11 protein-coding genes are annotated in these 15304 nt (G+C 69.7%); 6 read left to right on the top strand and 5 right to left on the bottom strand.

Annotation, left to right across the window (positions count from 1 at the left end):
* Positions 1–173: 173 nt before the first annotated feature.
* The 5 genes from ACFYZE_RS18450 to ACFYZE_RS18470 all read left to right on the top strand — a co-directional run bounded on the left by ACFYZE_RS18450 (position 174) and on the right by ACFYZE_RS18470 (position 7099).
* On the top strand, positions 174–2123 hold the full coding sequence (locus ACFYZE_RS18450) for a glycoside hydrolase family 127 protein (RefSeq protein WP_388994658.1): 1950 nt from the start codon (positions 174–176) through the stop codon (positions 2121–2123).
* A gap of 62 nt (positions 2124–2185) precedes the next feature.
* The gene (locus tag ACFYZE_RS18455) at positions 2186–3439 is read left to right on the top strand and encodes an extracellular solute-binding protein (protein ID WP_388994661.1); all 1254 of its coding nucleotides are present in this window, start codon (positions 2186–2188) and stop codon (positions 3437–3439) included.
* Positions 3440–3488: 49 nt separating this feature from the next.
* Positions 3489–4472 carry a carbohydrate ABC transporter permease gene (locus ACFYZE_RS18460; protein WP_388994664.1) on the top strand — a complete coding sequence of 328 codons (984 nt, stop codon included), beginning with the start codon at positions 3489–3491 and terminating at the stop codon, positions 4470–4472.
* On the top strand, positions 4469–5302 hold the full coding sequence (locus tag ACFYZE_RS18465; protein ID WP_388994667.1) for a carbohydrate ABC transporter permease: 834 nt from the start codon (positions 4469–4471) through the stop codon (positions 5300–5302). Before ACFYZE_RS18460 ends, ACFYZE_RS18465 begins: the two co-directional genes overlap by 4 nt.
* Positions 5303–5356: 54 nt before the next feature.
* Positions 5357–7099: an RICIN domain-containing protein gene (locus tag ACFYZE_RS18470; RefSeq protein ID WP_388994670.1), complete on the top strand. Its 1743-nt coding sequence runs from the start codon at positions 5357–5359 to the stop codon at positions 7097–7099.
* Positions 7100–7160: 61 nt separating this feature from the next.
* Here ACFYZE_RS18470 and ACFYZE_RS18475 read toward each other — a convergent pair whose 3' ends face one another.
* Both ACFYZE_RS18475 and ACFYZE_RS18480 read right to left on the bottom strand, forming a co-directional pair.
* Entirely contained in the window at positions 7161–9518 is a 2358-nt protein-coding gene (locus ACFYZE_RS18475; RefSeq protein WP_388994673.1) for a glycoside hydrolase family 65 protein, read from the bottom strand.
* Positions 9515–10252, bottom strand: a complete 738-nt coding sequence (locus ACFYZE_RS18480; protein WP_388994676.1) for a beta-phosphoglucomutase family hydrolase — start codon at positions 10250–10252, stop codon at positions 9515–9517. The genes ACFYZE_RS18475 and ACFYZE_RS18480 overlap by 4 nt, the downstream gene beginning before the upstream one ends.
* A 366-nt stretch (positions 10253–10618) precedes the next feature.
* On the opposite strand from ACFYZE_RS18480, the gene ACFYZE_RS18485 reads away from it, so the two are divergent.
* Positions 10619–11497 carry a nucleoside/nucleotide kinase family protein gene (locus tag ACFYZE_RS18485; protein WP_388994679.1) on the top strand — a complete coding sequence of 293 codons (879 nt, stop codon included), beginning with the start codon at positions 10619–10621 and terminating at the stop codon, positions 11495–11497.
* Positions 11498–11651: 154 nt separating this feature from the next.
* Here ACFYZE_RS18485 and ACFYZE_RS18490 read toward each other — a convergent pair whose 3' ends face one another.
* From ACFYZE_RS18490 to ACFYZE_RS18500, 3 genes are read right to left on the bottom strand one after another with little or no spacing between them, the layout of a single operon-like run.
* The gene (locus ACFYZE_RS18490; RefSeq protein WP_388995279.1) at positions 11652–13379 is read right to left on the bottom strand and encodes a hypothetical protein; all 1728 of its coding nucleotides are present in this window, start codon (positions 13377–13379) and stop codon (positions 11652–11654) included.
* Positions 13380–13387: 8 nt separating this feature from the next.
* Positions 13388–14290, bottom strand: a complete 903-nt coding sequence (locus ACFYZE_RS18495; protein ID WP_388994682.1) for a carbohydrate ABC transporter permease — start codon at positions 14288–14290, stop codon at positions 13388–13390.
* On the bottom strand, positions 14287–15198 hold the full coding sequence (locus tag ACFYZE_RS18500) for a carbohydrate ABC transporter permease (RefSeq protein WP_388994685.1): 912 nt from the start codon (positions 15196–15198) through the stop codon (positions 14287–14289). The genes ACFYZE_RS18495 and ACFYZE_RS18500 overlap by 4 nt, the downstream gene beginning before the upstream one ends.
* Between the last annotated feature and the right edge of the window lie 106 nt (positions 15199–15304).

Genomic DNA, 15304 nt, shown 5'->3' on the forward strand with positions numbered 1-15304 from the left:
ATATCGCGTCATCCCCCTTGACCGCCGCCTGCTGCCGTCCACTACTTTCACCGAAGAAAAACGGTTGCTCAAACATGCACCGCTTCGCGTCTCAGTCTCCTTGTCTCCTTGTCTCCTCGCAGCCGAAGCGACCGCGTCGGCTGCTCCCGTCCCGCGACGCACCCCGGAGAACCATGCCCCGCACACGCACAGCCCCGCCCTCCCCGGGCCCCGTCCGCCCGGGTACGGGTGCCCACACCGCGCTGCGTCCCGCCGCCGTCGGCATCCGCGAGGGCTTCTGGCACGCCCGGCGCGAGGTCAACGCGCGCACCTCCATCCCGCAGGGCCCACACCTGCTGGAGTCGGCGGGAAACCTGCACAACCTGCGGGTGGTGGCGGGCACCGCCGAGGGCGAGTTCCAGGGCACCTACCCGTTCCAGGACTCCGACGTCTACAAGTGGCTGGAGGCCGCCTCCTGGCAGCTCGCCCAGCGGGCGGAGCCCGAGGACGACGGTGAACTCGCCCACGCGGTGGACCGGATCGTCGCGCTGGTCGCGGACGCCCAGCAGCCCGACGGCTATCTCAACACCTGGCTCCAGCTCCGCGAGGGCGGCAGGCGCTACGAGGACCTCCGCTGGGGCCACGAGCTGTACTGCGCCGGCCATCTGATCCAGGCCGCGGTGGCCCACCACCGGGCGACCGGAGGGACAGAACTGCTCGATGTGGCCCGCCGTTTCGCCGACCACATCGACTCGGTCTTCGGTCCGCCCGGCAGCGGCAAGCCCGTCGACGGCATCGACGGTCACCCCGAGGTGGAGACCGCCCTGGTCGAGCTCTACCGGGAGACCGGCGAACAGCGCTACCTGGACCTCGCGGCCTACTTCGTCGACCGCCACGGCCACGGCCTGCTCGGCAACGAGGCGTACTGCCAGGACCGCGTGCCGTTGCGCGAGGCCACCGACGTGGAGGGGCACGCCGTACGCCAGCTCTACCTGCTGGCCGCCGCGGCCGACCTGGCGACCGAGACCGGGGAGGCCGAGCTGCGCGCCGCCGCCGAACGGTTGTGGCAGGCGATGACCGCCACCAAGACCCACGTGACCGGCGGCCTCGGCGCCCACCACGACAAAGAGGACTTCGGCGACCCGTACGAGCTGCCCAACGAGCGCGCATACTGCGAGACCTGCGCCGCCATCGCCTCCGTGCAGTGGAGCTGGCGCATGGCCCTGCTCACCGGTGAGGCCCGCTACTCGGACCTGATCGAGCGCACCCTGTACAACGGTTTCCTCGCCGGGGTCTCCCTGGACGGCGAGCGCTGGCTGTACGTCAACCCGCTGCAGGTGCGCGACGGTCACACCGACACAGGTGGCGACCAGTCGGCCCGCCGCACCCGCTGGTTCCGCTGCGCCTGCTGCCCGCCGAACGTCATGCGGCTGCTGGCCTCCCTGGAGCACTACCTCGCCTCGACCGACGCGGGCGGCCTGCAGATCCACCAGTACGTCACCGGGCGCTACGAGGGCGAGATCGACGGCGTCCCGATCGCCGTGAGCGCCGTGACGGACTACCCCTGGCACGGCGCGATCGCCCTCATGGTCGAGGAGGCCCCTGAGGAGCGACCCTGGACGCTGTCCCTGCGCGTCCCGCAGTGGTGCCGCCAGTACCGGGTCCGGGTCGGGGACACGGCGTACGACCACACCGACGCGCCCGTCGACGACGGCTGGCTGAGGCTGGAGCGCAGCTGGGCGTCCGGAGACCAGGTCGTCCTCGAACTCGCCCTCGAACCACGCCTCACCGCGGCCGACCCGCGCGTGGACGCCGTACGCGGCTGTGTGGCGATCGAACGCGGACCGCTCGTGTACTGCCTGGAGCAGGTCGACCACCCCGGCGGCGGTCTGGACGACGTCGTCATCGACACCACCCGCCCGCTCGCCGTGAAGCACCGCCCGGACCTGCTCGGCGGTGTCACCACCGTCGTGGCCGCCGGGCACCGCCGGCACATCCCCGACGCCGGCTGGTGGCCGTACCGGACCGCGGAGGGCGCCGACGACCCCTCGGCCGGCGAGCCCCTCGAGCTGACGGCGATCCCCTACTACGCCTGGGCCAACCGCCAGGACGGCAGCATGCGCGTCTGGCTGCCGACCTCCTGAGCGCGCTCCTCCTCCACTCCCCTCCCCCAGCCCCGCGCCACCCCAAGACATCGAGGTCACCCGTGAGACACACCCGCCGCACCCTGCTCGCCGCCGTCGCCGTCATCGGCACCCTCGCCTCCGCCACCGCCTGCGGCGGCGGTTCGGGCTCCTCCTCGTCCTCGTCCGGCAAGTCGGGTGCGACCTACACCTTCTGGGACCCGTACCCGCAGTTCGACGCCTCCTCGGCATGGGGCAAGCTCGTCACCAGGTGCGGTACCGACGCCGGGGTCAAGGTCAAGCGCACCGGGATGGACACCACGGACCTCGGCAACAAAGCGCTGCTGGCCGCGCAGCAGGGCAACGCCCCCGACGTCATGCTCGTGGACAACCCGGTCGTCTCCACGCTGGTGGAGGCGGGCATCCTCAACAAGACCAGCGACCTCGGCCTGGACACGTCCGCGATCCAGAAGAACATCATCGGCGCGGGCACCATCGACGGCTCCGCCTACGGGGTCCCGATCGGCGCCAACACGCTCGCCCTTTACTACAACAAGAAGGTCCTGTCCGCCGCCCACGTCGACCCCGCCTCCGTCACGGACTGGGCCTCCCTGACCGAGGCCTTGAAGAAGGTCAAGGCGGCCGGCATGAAGGGCATCACGTTCTCCGCGATCAACACGGAAGAGGGCAGCTTCCAGTTCCTGCCCTGGTTCTGGGGCGCGGGTGGCGACCTCACCAAGCTCGACTCGCCCAAGGGCGTGGCCGCCCTGTCGCTGTGGAAGCAGTGGGTCGACGAGGGCTACGCGCCCAAGGACGTCCTGCAGAACACCCAGACCACGAGCTGGCAGGAGTTCGCCACGGGCGACTACGCGTTCGGCGAGAACGGCACCTGGCAGCTCGGCAACGCCGCGAAGGCCGGGTTCCCGTACGGGGTCATCGGCATCCCGGGGCAGAACGGCGGTTCGGCGCCGGTACCGACCGGCGGCGAGTTCGTCACCGTCCCGGTGCAGAAGGACAGCTCGCGCTACGAGGCCGACAAGAAGATCGTCACGTGTCTGACCAGCTCCGCCAACCTGCTCTCGACGGACAACACCCTGATGTACGTCGCCCCCACCCAGGAGGTCCAGGCCCAGCAGGTGAAGGCGAACCCGGAGCTGAAGCCGTGGGTGACTGCGGTGGGCGCGGCGCGCGGTCGCACCAGCGGCGGTCTGGGCACCAAGTACCCGACGATCTCCCAGCCGATGTGGACCGCCGTGCAGTCCGCCCTGTCCGGCAGCAAGAGCCCGCAGGACGCCCTCGACACCGCGCAGACGGCCGCCGCCAACGGCAAGAGCTGACACCCGGACGCCTCCGCCCCGGACACGCCACCCGCATCCAGGAGTTCGCATGACCATCGCCCGCGTCGACCGCCGCTCCCAGCGGTCCCCGGCCAGGTCCGGGGCGACCGGCGCCACCTACGGGAAGGACTCGTCGGCACTGCGGCGCCGTCAGCGCCGCAGGAGCCGGCTCACCGCGCTGGCCTTCCTCGCTCCGCTGGTCGTCTACCTCGCCGCCTTCTACCTCTACCCGCTCTACCGCAACCTCGACCTGAGCCTGCGCAACTACACCGTCCGTTCGTTCGTGGCGGGCGACGCGCCGTTCTCCGGGTTGGACAACTTCAGAACGGTCCTCGGCGATCCGACGTTCGGCCCGGCGATGCGCCACACCATGATCTTCACCTTCGTGTCGATCGCCTTCCAGTACGCGGCCGGGCTCGCCCTCGCGGTCTTCTTCAACCGGCACTTCCGGCTGGCCGGCACGCTCCGGGCGCTGTTCCTGATCCCGTGGCTGCTTCCGCTGATCGTGTCGGCGTCGACCTGGTCGTGGATGTTCAACAGCGAGTCCGGTGTCATCAACTACGCCCTGCACCTCGTCGGTGCGTCCCCCGTCGACTGGCTCAACTCCCCCGACTGGGCACTGACGTCGGTCGTCATCGCGAACATCTGGATCGGCATCCCGTTCAACCTGGTCATCCTCTACAGCGGTCTGCAGAACATCCCCGCGGAGCTGTACGAGGCGGCGTCCCTGGACGGGGCCGGCGCCTGGCAGCAGTTCCGGCGCGTCACCTTTCCGCTGCTGCGCCCGGTCTCGGCGATCACGCTGCTGCTCGGTCTGGTCTACACCCTCAAGGTGTTCGACCTGATCTGGATCATGACCAAGGGCGGTCCCGGTGACGCCTCGTCCACCCTGGCGACGTGGTCCTACCAGCTCGGTTTCGGCACGCTCCTGCCGGAGTTCGGCCCCGGCGCCGCGGTCGGCAACATCCTCATCCTCATCGCCCTCGTCTTCGGGCTGCTGTACATCCGCGTCCAGAGGAGGCAGGAAGCATGACCGCCCACCGCGGCTCCGCCCGGCGCTCGCGCCTCTACACCGTCATCGGCGTCCTGCTCACCGCCGTGATGCTGTTCCCGGTGTACTGGATGCTGAACGTGTCCCTCACCCCGCAGCAGGACATGCGCAAGAGCCCGCCCGACCTCCTCCCGCTGCACCCCACCTTCGAGGGCTACCGGGCCGTCCTCGACGACCAGATGCCGTACCTGGGCACCAGTCTGCTGATCGGCCTGGGCACGGTCGTCCTCACCCTGGTCCTCGCCGCGCCGGCCGGCTTCGCGCTGGCCAAGCTGCGGCCCCGGGGCGGCGGCTTCCTCGGTCTCGCCCTGCTGGTGGCCCAGATGATCCCGGGCATCGTCATGGCGATGGGCTTCTACGGGATCTTCCTCGACCTCGGGCTGCTCAACTCCTGGTGGGGGCTCATCATCGCGGACTCCACCATCGCCGTGCCCTTCGGCGTCATGATCTTCACGGCGTTCATGTCCGGTATCCCCGGTGAGCTCATCGCCGCGGCCCGCATCGACGGCGCCGGCACCTGGCGCACCTTCCGGTCCGTCGTGCTTCCGGTGAGCCGCAACGCCGTGGTCACCGTCTCGCTCTTCAGCTTCCTGTGGGCCTGGTCCGACTTCGTCTTCGCCAACACCCTCGACGGCGGCGGCGATCTGCGCCCGATCACCCTCGGCATCTACCACTACATCGGCAACAACAACCAGGAATGGAACGCGATCATGGCCACCGCCGTCGTCGCGTCGATCCCCGCAGCCGTTCTGCTGGTCCTCGCACAGCGCTACGTGGCCGCGGGTGTGACCGCGGGCGCGGTGAAGGACTGAGTCCGACCAGGACGGACATCCCCCCGATTCCCTCTGCTCAGGAGACAGACTTTCATGAGCCGCACTCGCAGACGCGTCGGCCTGACCGCCGCCGTCGGCACAGCCGTCCTCGCCGCCGGCCTCGCCACCGCCTCCCCCGTCCAGGCGTCCCCGACGTCCTCGACCACCCTGGTGGTGAGCGCGAACCAGACCCTCCGCCCGGTCACCCACGTCGCCACCGGCAGCCTTTACGGCCTCGCCGACGACACCACCCCCGCCGACAGCCTGGTCACCCCGCTGAAGCCGAACACCTTCGTGCAGATGGCCCCGGGCGGCTCCCAGTTGCCCAACGGCGAGCCCAAGCCCGCCGGGGACGCGCTGGTCGTGGCGCCCAAGGCCGCCAGGGCCGGCGCCAAGGTCGTCGTCCGCATGCCGGACTGGTACCCGAACTTCCCCTACAAGTGGGTCAGTTGGAGCGACTGGCTGTCAGCCGTGGACAAGCAGGTCGCGTCCGTGCGGGCGTCGGGTGCCACCGACATCGCCGCGTACGAGTTGTGGAACGAGCCCGACTGGACGTGGGACACCACCGACGCGGGCGCCTTCGACGCCGGCTGGGCGCGCACGTACAAGGAGGTCCGCAGCAAGGACAGCAAGACCCCCATCCAGGGGCCGAGTCACTCGGGGTGGAACCAGAGCTGGATGAGCACCTTCCTCACCGACGCCAAGGCCTCCGGCACCCTGCCGGAGATCATCTCCTGGCATGAGCTGCAGGGGTCGAGCAACATCGCCGCGCACGTGTCGGCGTACCGCGCCCTCGAGTCCAGCCTCGGCATCAGCCCGCGCCCGATCGCCATCGAGGAGTACGGCACCACGAGCGAGGTCGGCGTGCCCGGGCCGCTGATCGGGTACGTGGCCAAGTTCGAGCGGGCCGGGGTGCACGACGCCGAGCTGGCCTTCTGGGACCACTACGGCACCCTCGGTGACACCCTCACCGACACCGGCGGCTCACCCAACGGCGCGTACTGGGCGTACAAGTGGTACGGCGACATGTCCGGCAACATGCTCGTCACCACGCCCCCGGCCCAGACGGGCATCGACGGCATCGCCTCCCTCAACGGCTCCGGCAACCAGATCAGCGTCGTGGCCGGCGGCTGCACCAATTCCTGCGCGGTGACGGTCAACGGCCTGAACTCCCTGTCGGCCTTCGGCAGCACGGTCCACGTCAAGCTGGAGTACACGCCCTCGAAGGGCCGCACGACCGCGGTGTCCGGCCCGATCACCATCTCCGACACCGACTACACGGTCTCGAACGGCTCGATCACGGTGCCGGTGACCATGAACGCCTCCGACGGCTACCACATCGTCGTCACCCCCACCGGCACCTCCACCTCGCTGGCCGGGCGCTACCAGATCACCAACAAGAACAGCGGCCTGGCACTGGACACCCAGAACGCGGGCACCGCGCAGGGCACGTCCGTCGTCCAGGCGACCGCCACCACCGGCACTGACCAGAACTGGAGCCTGGTGTCCGCGGGCCGTGGCCTCTACAAGATCGTCCAGCAGTCCAGCGGTCTGCTGCTCGGCATCCAGAGCATGACCACCAGTAACGGCGGCACGGCCCTGATCTGGGGCGACAACGGCACGGACGACCACCTCTGGCAGCTCGTCCCGTCCGGCGACGGCTACTACAAGATCGCCGACTACAACAGCGGTCTGCTGCTCGGCGTGAACAATATGAGCACCTCTTCCGGCGCCCAGGTTCTGCAGTGGTCCGACAACGGCACCGCCGACCACCTGTGGAAGCTGACCTCGCGCTGAGGTCAGGGGCAGTCGCTGCTCACTGTGCCCGACGGCATGGTGAGCAGCGGCGTGTGCGGCCTCATGCCTCGTTCGGGTCCGGGTGGTTCGGGCGCCGGTGCGGTGGCTGGTCCGGAGCCGGCCGGGGCTTGAGCGGCGGGATGTCCAGGGTCTGCGGCTTGTCCGCGTCGACCGTGAGCGGCTCGCCGTGGTGGTGGATGGTCAGCGGGTCGCCGTTCTGCAGCGTGTAGGTGGCCGCGCTGCGGCCGATCTCCACCCGTAGTCGGCGGCCCCGCAGTTGCAGCGTGAAGGCGAGGCGGCCGAACCTCTCCGGCAGGCGTGGGGCGAAATCCATCCGCTGCCCGTGGTGGCGCATACCGCCGAAGCCCGCGACGAGCGCCATCCAGGTGCCCGCCAGGGACGCGATGTGCAGGCCGTCGCGCGTGTTGTGCTCCAGGTCGTGCAGGTCCATCAGCGCGGCCTCGTGCAGATAGTCGTAGGCGAGCCGCATATGGCCCGTCTCGGCCGCCATGACCGCCTGGCAGCAGGCGGACAGCGACGAGTCGCGAACGGTGAGGGGTTCGTAGTAGGCGAAGTTGCGGGCCTTGTGCTCCGCGTCGAAGAAGGTACTGCACGTGTATATCGCCAGCACCAGGTCCGCCTGCTTGATGACCTGCTTGCGGTACAGGTCGAAGTACGGGAAGTGCAGCATCAGCGGATACTGGTCGGCGCCGGTGGAGGCGAAGTCCCAGCGCTGGTAGCGGGTGAACCCGGCGTGCTGCTCGTGCACGCCGAGCTCCTGGTTGTACGGGATGTGCATGGCCTCGGCGGCGTCCCGCCAGGCCGCGGCCTCCTCGTCGTCGACGCCGAGTTCCTCGGCGCGGCGCGGATGGCGCTCGACCACGTCGGCGGCGGCCAGCAGGTTCGCACGGGCCATCAGGTTGGTGTACGTGTTGTCGTCGGCGATGGCGCTGTACTCGTCGGGGCCGGTCACCCCGTCGATGTGGAAGGTGCCGTGGTGGTCGTGGTGGCCCAGCGACCGCCACAGCCGGGCCGTCTCCACCAGGAGTTCCACTCCGGTGTCGCGTTCGAAGCGTTCGTCGCCGGTGGCGGCGACGTAGCGGACGACGGCGTCGGCGATGTCCGCGTTGACGTGGAACGCGGCGGTACCGGCCGGCCAGTACGCCGAACCCTCCGAGCCGTCGATGGTCCGCCACGGGAACGCCGCTCCCCGCAGCCCCAGTTGGACGGCGCGCTCGCGGGCGGCGGGCAGGGTGTTCTGCCGCCAGCGCAGCGCTTCGGCGACGGCTCCGGGTGAGGTGTAGGTGAGCGGGGGCAGCACGAACATCTCGGTGTCCCAGAAGGCGTGTCCGTCGTACCCGGAGCCGGTGAGTCCCTTGGCGGGGATCGCGCGCTGCTCGGCGCGGGCCCCGGCCTGCAGGACGTGGAAGAGGGCGAAGCGGACCGCTTGCTGGATCTGCTCGTCCCCGTCGATCTCGACGTCCGAGCGCGCCCAGAACTCGTCCAGGTACTCCCGTTGTTCGGCGACGAGCCCCGACCAGCCGACGCTGGTGGCGGCGGCGAGCGCCGCGTCCACCTGGTCGCTGATCGCGGGCAGGGACCGGGTGCCGGACCAGCCGTAGGAGACGAACTTCTCCACCCGCAGCGTCTGGCCCGGGGCGAGCGCGGAGGCGACCGTGAGGCGGGCGAGGTCGTCGGTCGCCTCGCTCTCGGTCGTGGTGGGGTCGGGGCCGGAGACGACGTGGTCGGCCGCGGCGCCGACCCTCAGGCCGCTGCGCCGGGTGCGGTGCACCAGCCGCAGCCGGGTGCTTTTCGCGAAGTTCTCCTCGGCCTCAAGCGGCGACTCGAGCACGATCGCGGCACGTGGGTCGCGGTCACGACCGGGCAGTTGTTCGTTGGCGACCAGCTCGGACTGGACGACGATCCGGGCGGGTTTGCCGACCGGTTCCACCTCGTAGGCGACGGCGGCTATGGCGCGCTGGGTGAAGGAGACGAGGCGGGTGGAGCGCACGCGGACCGTGGAGCCGGCCGGTGAGGTCCACTCGCAGGTCCGGGTGAGCAGTCCGGTGCGCAGGTCGAGGACGCGTTCGTGAGAACTCAGCCGGCCGTAGCGCAGGTCGAAGGGCTCGTCGTCCACGAGCAGCCGGATGATCTTGCCGTTGGTGACGTTGATGACGGTCTGCCCGGACTCGGGGTAGCCGTATCCCGCCTCGGCGTAGGGCAGGGGGTGGGTCTCGTGGACGCCGTTGAGATAGGTGCCCGGCAGTCCGTGCGGTTCGCCCTCGTCGAGGTTGCCGCGCCAGCCGACATGCCCGTTGGACAGCGCGAACACCGATTCGCTCTGGGGCAGGACGTCCAGGTTCAGGCCGCGTTCACGCAGGGTCCAGGGCTCGACGGTGTACGAGTTGTGCGTGATCACGACCACTCCCCCAGGTTCACCAGGTCCGCTACGACGACGTCGGCGCCGTGGGCGCGCAGCGCGTCCGCCTGGCCGACGCGGTCCAGGCCGACGACGTATCCGAAGTGGCCGGAGCGCCCGGCGTCCATGCCGGCGAGCGCGTCCTCGAAGAGGGCGGCGGCCTTGGGCTCCACGCCGAGGTCGTGTGCGGCGGCGAGGAAGGTGTCCGGCTGCGGTTTGCCGGGCAGGTGCCGTTCGGCGGCGACGACCCCGTCGATGCGTACGTCGAAGAGGTGCTCGGCGTTGATCGACCGCAGCACGTCACGGCAGTTGGCGCTGGAGGAGACCACGGCCGTGCGCAGGCCCTCGGCCCGTGCGACCCCGATGTACCGGATCGTGCCGTCGTAGGCCTCGACGCCGCGGGTTCGGATCAGCTCCAGGAGCAGCTCGTTCTTGCGGTTGCCGAGGCCGTGCACGGTCTGCCGGTCGGGCGGGTCGTCAGGGGCGCCCTCCGGCAGCTGGATGCCGCGGGAGGCCAGGAAGGTGCGGACGCCGTCGGCGCGGGGGCGTCCGTCGACGTACTCGTCATAGTCGGTGTCGTCGAAGGGGCGGAAGTCCGCACCGTCCCGCGCGCGCAGGAAGTCGTCGAACGTCTGTTTCCACGCAGCCGCGTGGACGACGGCGGTCTTGGTGATGACCCCGTCGAGGTCGAAGAGGCAGGCCTGGATACCGTCCGGAAGACCGAGCTTCGTCATAGGAGCCACCTTCCCTCATGAACGCCGGGCAGAGGGTGGCGAATGCCACATTGCGCCTTCTCGACACTCCGTCGGCGCCGGCCGGGGCCGCCGACGGGCGTACGGACGGTGCGTCAGGACCGCGTGAACCGCCTGCCGGTGCGGGCGCGGCCGAGTGCGTGCAGGTACTCAAGGGCGTTCACGACCACCGTGTGGTCGTACCAGGCCAGCCACTGGCCCGCCTCGGTGCCGACGGCCTCGACCGCCTTGGTCTGCGCGGGACGTCAGCCCCTCGAGCCTGCGGTCGAGGTGGGCCGAGACCATGCCGACGCACACCCCGGAGGCAGTCGTCAGCGGCACGCTGCGGCAGGCACGCCAGGTGGCGCCATGAACGCGCCTTCCCCGTCCCTCACCCCGCACACCAGTGACTTCTCCGGACAAATCAACGGATGGACGTCTCGCAGGATCACCAGCCTCGCGATCGGGCGCGACCTCTGGTGCAATGGCGGAGACCCGGCCCGCCCCCGCGGGCCACCGCCCACCACCCGACAGCGAGCGACGTACTCCATGACCTTCGACGATCTCCTCGAGCGGGCCGCGGCCCTCGTCGGTCCCGGCCGCCGTGCGGTCCTCGGCGTCACCGGCAGCCCGGGAGCAGGCAAGACGACGCTCGCCGAGCATCTGGTCCGCGAGCTGAACGGGGACGGGCCGGCATGGGTGGCGCACGTCCCCATGGACGGCTTCCACCTGGCCGACGTCGAACTGGACCGGCTGGGCCGCCGCGACCGCAAGGGCGCGCCCGACACGTTCGACGCGGCGGGGTACGCCGCGCTGCTGCGGCGGCTGCACGAGGAGCAGGAGGGCGAGACCGTGTACGCGCCCGGCTTCGAACGGGTCCTGGAGCAGCCGATCGCGGGTGCGATCCCGGTGCCGCCGTCGGCCCGGCTGGTCGTGACGGAGGGCAACTATCTGCTGCTCGGCACGGGGGCGTGGGCCCGTGTGCGCGCACACCTGGACGAGGTGTGGTACTGCGAGACCACGGAGGAGGAGCGCGTCCGGCGACTGGTGGCCCGGCACGAGGAGTTCGGCAAGGACCACGAAGCGGCGGTGGCGTGGGCGCTGGGCACGGATCAGCGCAACGCGAACCTGATCGCGGCGACCCGGGACCGGGCGGACCTGATCGTGCCCGGGACGGCTCTGCCGGCACCGTACGGGCCGCCCCCGGCCATGCCGGGCCGGGAGCCGCTCACCCGCTCGAAACACTGAGCGTCCCGGGCGGGTCGGCCGAGCGGGCCCTCCGGTGTGCCGGGGCCGGCTCGGCCTCCTGCGCGGTGGACGCGGCCAGGTGGCTCCGGCCCCCGTCCGGGTCGCCGCGCCCCCACCGCGTCAAGACCCGCAGGACTACCGGCCGACCGCCAGGTCAACGGTAGTGAGGCTGCGCGACAGGTTCGGGTCGGCGAGCACGCAGTGCGACGCTCAGTGTGTGCGGGCCGTATCCACCGACGTAGACACGTTCCCCGGTCATCGCATCGGTTCCGCCCAGCAAGGTGTAGTCCTGACCCGGGTCGTAGCGCAGGATGTCGGTCCGGTCCGGCTCTGCGAGCGGCTCCCCCGCGTGGACGCCGACCTCGACGCGGATCTCACTGTCGCCCGCCCGGTAGGTCATCGGCCCGGTCCCGAGACACCAGTGTCCGTCGCCGATCGGTACGGCCCCGTGCAGCACCCCTCCCGGCCGGAAGGTCAGTTCGAGCGCCCACGGCACCCGTGGTCCGCTCATCTCGATCCGGAGGTCGGCACCGTCTTCGCGAAGGTCCACGTCGATGCCGGTCGTCAGTGCGACCTCGTCCCGCGGCCGGTCCGGGAAAGCCATCGCGGCCGAGAAACGTCCCTCGTCCGCCATCCGGTAGGCACCGTCGGGTCGCCGCTTGCCCGTCGGGAGCGGCTGGTAGTAGGCGGCCGTCAGGGTTTCGGTGAGCCGGTACCGGCCGTCGGCGAGCTGTCGCATGTCCGTGGCACGGAAGGGGCCCATGTCGAAGAATCCGCGCGAGAGCCGGACCGCGTCCAGGATCGCGTCGCCGGCGAACAGCCGCAGGAATGTCGGGTTGTTGGCGAGTCCCGAGCGAATGCGCCGGTGCTCCGGCACGTCCGAGCCGCCGTACACGACGGTGTGCGCGGCCGCGCAGGCGCGTGAGACAAGGCGCGCAGTGGTGATGTACCGCTCGCGAGGAAGGGCTTCCGGCGTCGGCGCCGGCAGCGCACGGCACAGGTCCGGGGTCAGGATGGTCTCGGCGAGCAGGTTGGCGTCGTCGATGCCGCAGGCCGCAGCCAGCCGCGCCGCTCGGCTGAAGTCGCCCCGGCCGGTACGAATCGCGAGCAGCCGGAACTGCGGCAGACAGGGCGCCAACGAGAACCGCTGGCTCTGGTCCTGCCGCCGAGAGTGGACGGTCTCCACCGTGCCGTCCGGTCTGATGAGGTCCAGGGTCGTGCTGAGATTGCGTTCGACGGCGTCCTGCAGGTCGGTGCGGCCGAGGGTGTCGGCCAGCAGCAGCAGTGACGGGTTGGACACGTGGGCCGCGTAGTTGGCGCTCCGCTCCGAGTACAGGCCCTCCGCATCGATGTCGACACCCTCGGTGAGCCATGCCTCGATGCGGTCGAGCAGCCGGCCGTCCGGGAACGACCGGTGCAGCCGGGCCAGCGCCGCGCACAGCTCCCATCGGTGGTTGGGGGTGTGCACCCCGCCCGTGCGGAGGCTCTCGGAAGCGGCGCAGGCGATCTCGGCGAGTGCGGCGGCGACCTCACGCAGTTCCGCCCCCGCGCTCGCCGCGATGAGGTGCGCGTCGCACACGTCGTTGATGGTGAACGCGGAATCCGGGGGTGACTGCACGTTGTCACCGCCGGCGAAGAGGCCGGAGGGGGTCTGCAGGGCCCGAAGGGCACGGAGGTGGGTCATCGTGGCGGCGATCGCCTGACCGCTGCCGTGCAGCGTCGAGTCCGGCGAACGGTAGGCCGCGAGCAGAGTCTTCACCCGGCGTGCCAGACCACGGTGGGCCACGCCTGCGGGTTCTTCCTCGGGCCGTGCCGCCAAGGGGACGGCCAGCCGATCCGCGGCGCGGGCGACCGTGCGGACGAACTCGCGGTCGAGTGTCATCTGCACGGTCAGTCCTTCAGTCCGGCGTTGATGTCGGCGTTCATGACGTAGCGCTGGAACACCAGGAAGACGGCGATCAGCGGGATCATGGAGATGACCGATGCGCCGAGCAGCACCGACCAGTTGATGTTCTGCGCCCCGACGATGCTCTGGATGCCGATCTGCACGGTGAACTTGCTGGGGTCGTTGAGCATCAGCAGCGGCCAGATGTAGTCGTTCCACCGCCACTGGAACGACAGGATGGCGAGCGTCAGCATGATGGGCCGGGAGAGCGGCACCATGATCCTCAGGAAGATCGACAGCTCACGCGCGCCGTCGATGCGGGCGGCCTCGACGAGGTCGTCGGGGACCGTCTTGAAGAACTGGCGGAACATGAAGCATCCGGTCGCGGTGAGCACGGCCGGGAGGATGACGCCGCCGAACGAGTTGTACAGGCCGAGGTTGCGGACCACGAGGAACTCGGGGGCGAGCATGACCTCGGACGGCAGCATCGTGGTGGCCAGGATGCAGATGAAGAACGCCTTGAGCCATTTGTTGTCGTATTTCGCCAGCGCGTACCCGGTGCAGCAGCTCGCCCCCACGGTGAGGATCGTGGTGATCACGCACACGATGGCCGAGTTGGTGAAGTACTGGTAGAAGTTGGCGCTGCGCCACGCCTGCAGGTACCCCGACAGGGTGGGGTGGTGCGGAAACGCTGTCAGCGGATAGGAGAACAGTTCACCGGCCGGCTTGAAGGAGCTGAGGACGAACCACAGCACCGGCAGCCCGTAGAGGAACGCCAGGACCCAGAGCAGTGTCGTGGCGGATATCACGCGCCGAAGCCCACCGCCGCCCCCGCTGTGGCGCCGCTTTCCGGCGACGGCCCGCACCGAACCGGCGTCGACCGGGCGCGGCATGTCAGTGGTTGTCATCGGTTCTCCATCCGCCGGTTGGCGATCAGCTGGATGATCGCGACGGCCATCAGGATGAGCATGAGAATGAACGACGCGGCGCTCGCGTAGCCGATCTGGCCCCGGCTGAAGCCGGTCTGGTAGATGTACTGGACGAGCAGGTTGTTCGACGTTCCCGGTCCGCCGTTGTTGAGGGAGACGAAGAGCGGGTATTCCTTCATCGCGTTGATCGTGTTGAGCAGGATGACGATGAACGAGGTCGGCGCGATGCTCGGCAGCGTGATGCTGATGAACTGGCGCCAGGGTCCCGCACCGTCGAGCGAGGCCGCCTCGTAGTACGACGCGGGCACGTTCTTGATCGCCGCGATGAACAGCAGCATCGAGAAGGCCGTTCCGGTCCAGGCGCCCGCCATCACCACCACCCCCAGCGACAGGTCCGCGTTCGACTGCCACGGAATCGCGTGCCCGCCGAGTGACTCGACGACGTAGTTGACCAGTCCGAAGTTCTCACCGAACAGCCACCGCCACAGGACACCCACGACGATGGGCGAGATGAGCCAGGGGATGAAGAAGACGACACGGGCCACCGACTTGCCCTTGGCGTGCCTGCTCACCAGCAGGTTGGCGATGAGCAGCGAGAACACGAAGTTCAGCGGAACGACGAGCACGGTGTACAGCAGCGTCCGTGTCAGCGCGTCGTAGAAGGAGGAGTCCCCGAACAGGTTCTTGTAGTTGGCCAGTCCGACGAACTGGAACGGACCTACGCCCGTGTAGTTCGTGAAGGAGTAGATGAGCCCGATCACCGCCGGCCAGACGAAGAAGAGAGCGAAGAGCACGACATTGGCCGAGACGAGGGTGAGCGGCGCGATGGTGTAGCTGTTGCGTCTCCTGGGCGGGCTCGCGGACACGTCCGAGGCGCGTTCTGTCATCTTCCTGACTCCGTGCTGGTGGAATGGATTCCTCTGGGCGGACTCACGCCATTGGCTCGACATCGCATGGACGCCGAAGGCCCGGGCGGCGGTGACTCGGCACCCA

This window comes from Streptomyces sp. NPDC001796 (genome assembly GCF_042892355.1).
Classification (GTDB): domain Bacteria; phylum Actinomycetota; class Actinomycetes; order Streptomycetales; family Streptomycetaceae; genus Streptomyces.

What these genes read in the sequence shown, in the direction of transcription:
- ACFYZE_RS18450 (WP_388994658.1), top strand. Translation starts at nt 174, where the DNA reads ATGCCCCGCACACGCACAGCCCCGCCCTCCCCGGGCCCCGTCCGCCCG.
- ACFYZE_RS18460 (WP_388994664.1), top strand. Translation starts at nt 3,489, where the DNA reads ATGACCATCGCCCGCGTCGACCGCCGCTCCCAGCGGTCCCCGGCCAGG.
- ACFYZE_RS18465 (WP_388994667.1), top strand. Translation starts at nt 4,469, where the DNA reads ATGACCGCCCACCGCGGCTCCGCCCGGCGCTCGCGCCTCTACACCGTC.
- ACFYZE_RS18470 (WP_388994670.1), top strand. Translation starts at nt 5,357, where the DNA reads ATGAGCCGCACTCGCAGACGCGTCGGCCTGACCGCCGCCGTCGGCACA.
- ACFYZE_RS18480 (WP_388994676.1), bottom strand. Translation starts at nt 10,252, where the DNA reads ATGACGAAGCTCGGTCTTCCGGACGGTATCCAGGCCTGCCTCTTCGAC.
- ACFYZE_RS18485 (WP_388994679.1), top strand. Translation starts at nt 10,619, where the DNA reads ATGAACGCGCCTTCCCCGTCCCTCACCCCGCACACCAGTGACTTCTCC.
- ACFYZE_RS18490 (WP_388995279.1), bottom strand. Translation starts at nt 13,379, where the DNA reads ATGACACTCGACCGCGAGTTCGTCCGCACGGTCGCCCGCGCCGCGGAT.
- ACFYZE_RS18495 (WP_388994682.1), bottom strand. Translation starts at nt 14,290, where the DNA reads ATGACAACCACTGACATGCCGCGCCCGGTCGACGCCGGTTCGGTGCGG.
- ACFYZE_RS18500 (WP_388994685.1), bottom strand. Translation starts at nt 15,198, where the DNA reads ATGACAGAACGCGCCTCGGACGTGTCCGCGAGCCCGCCCAGGAGACGC.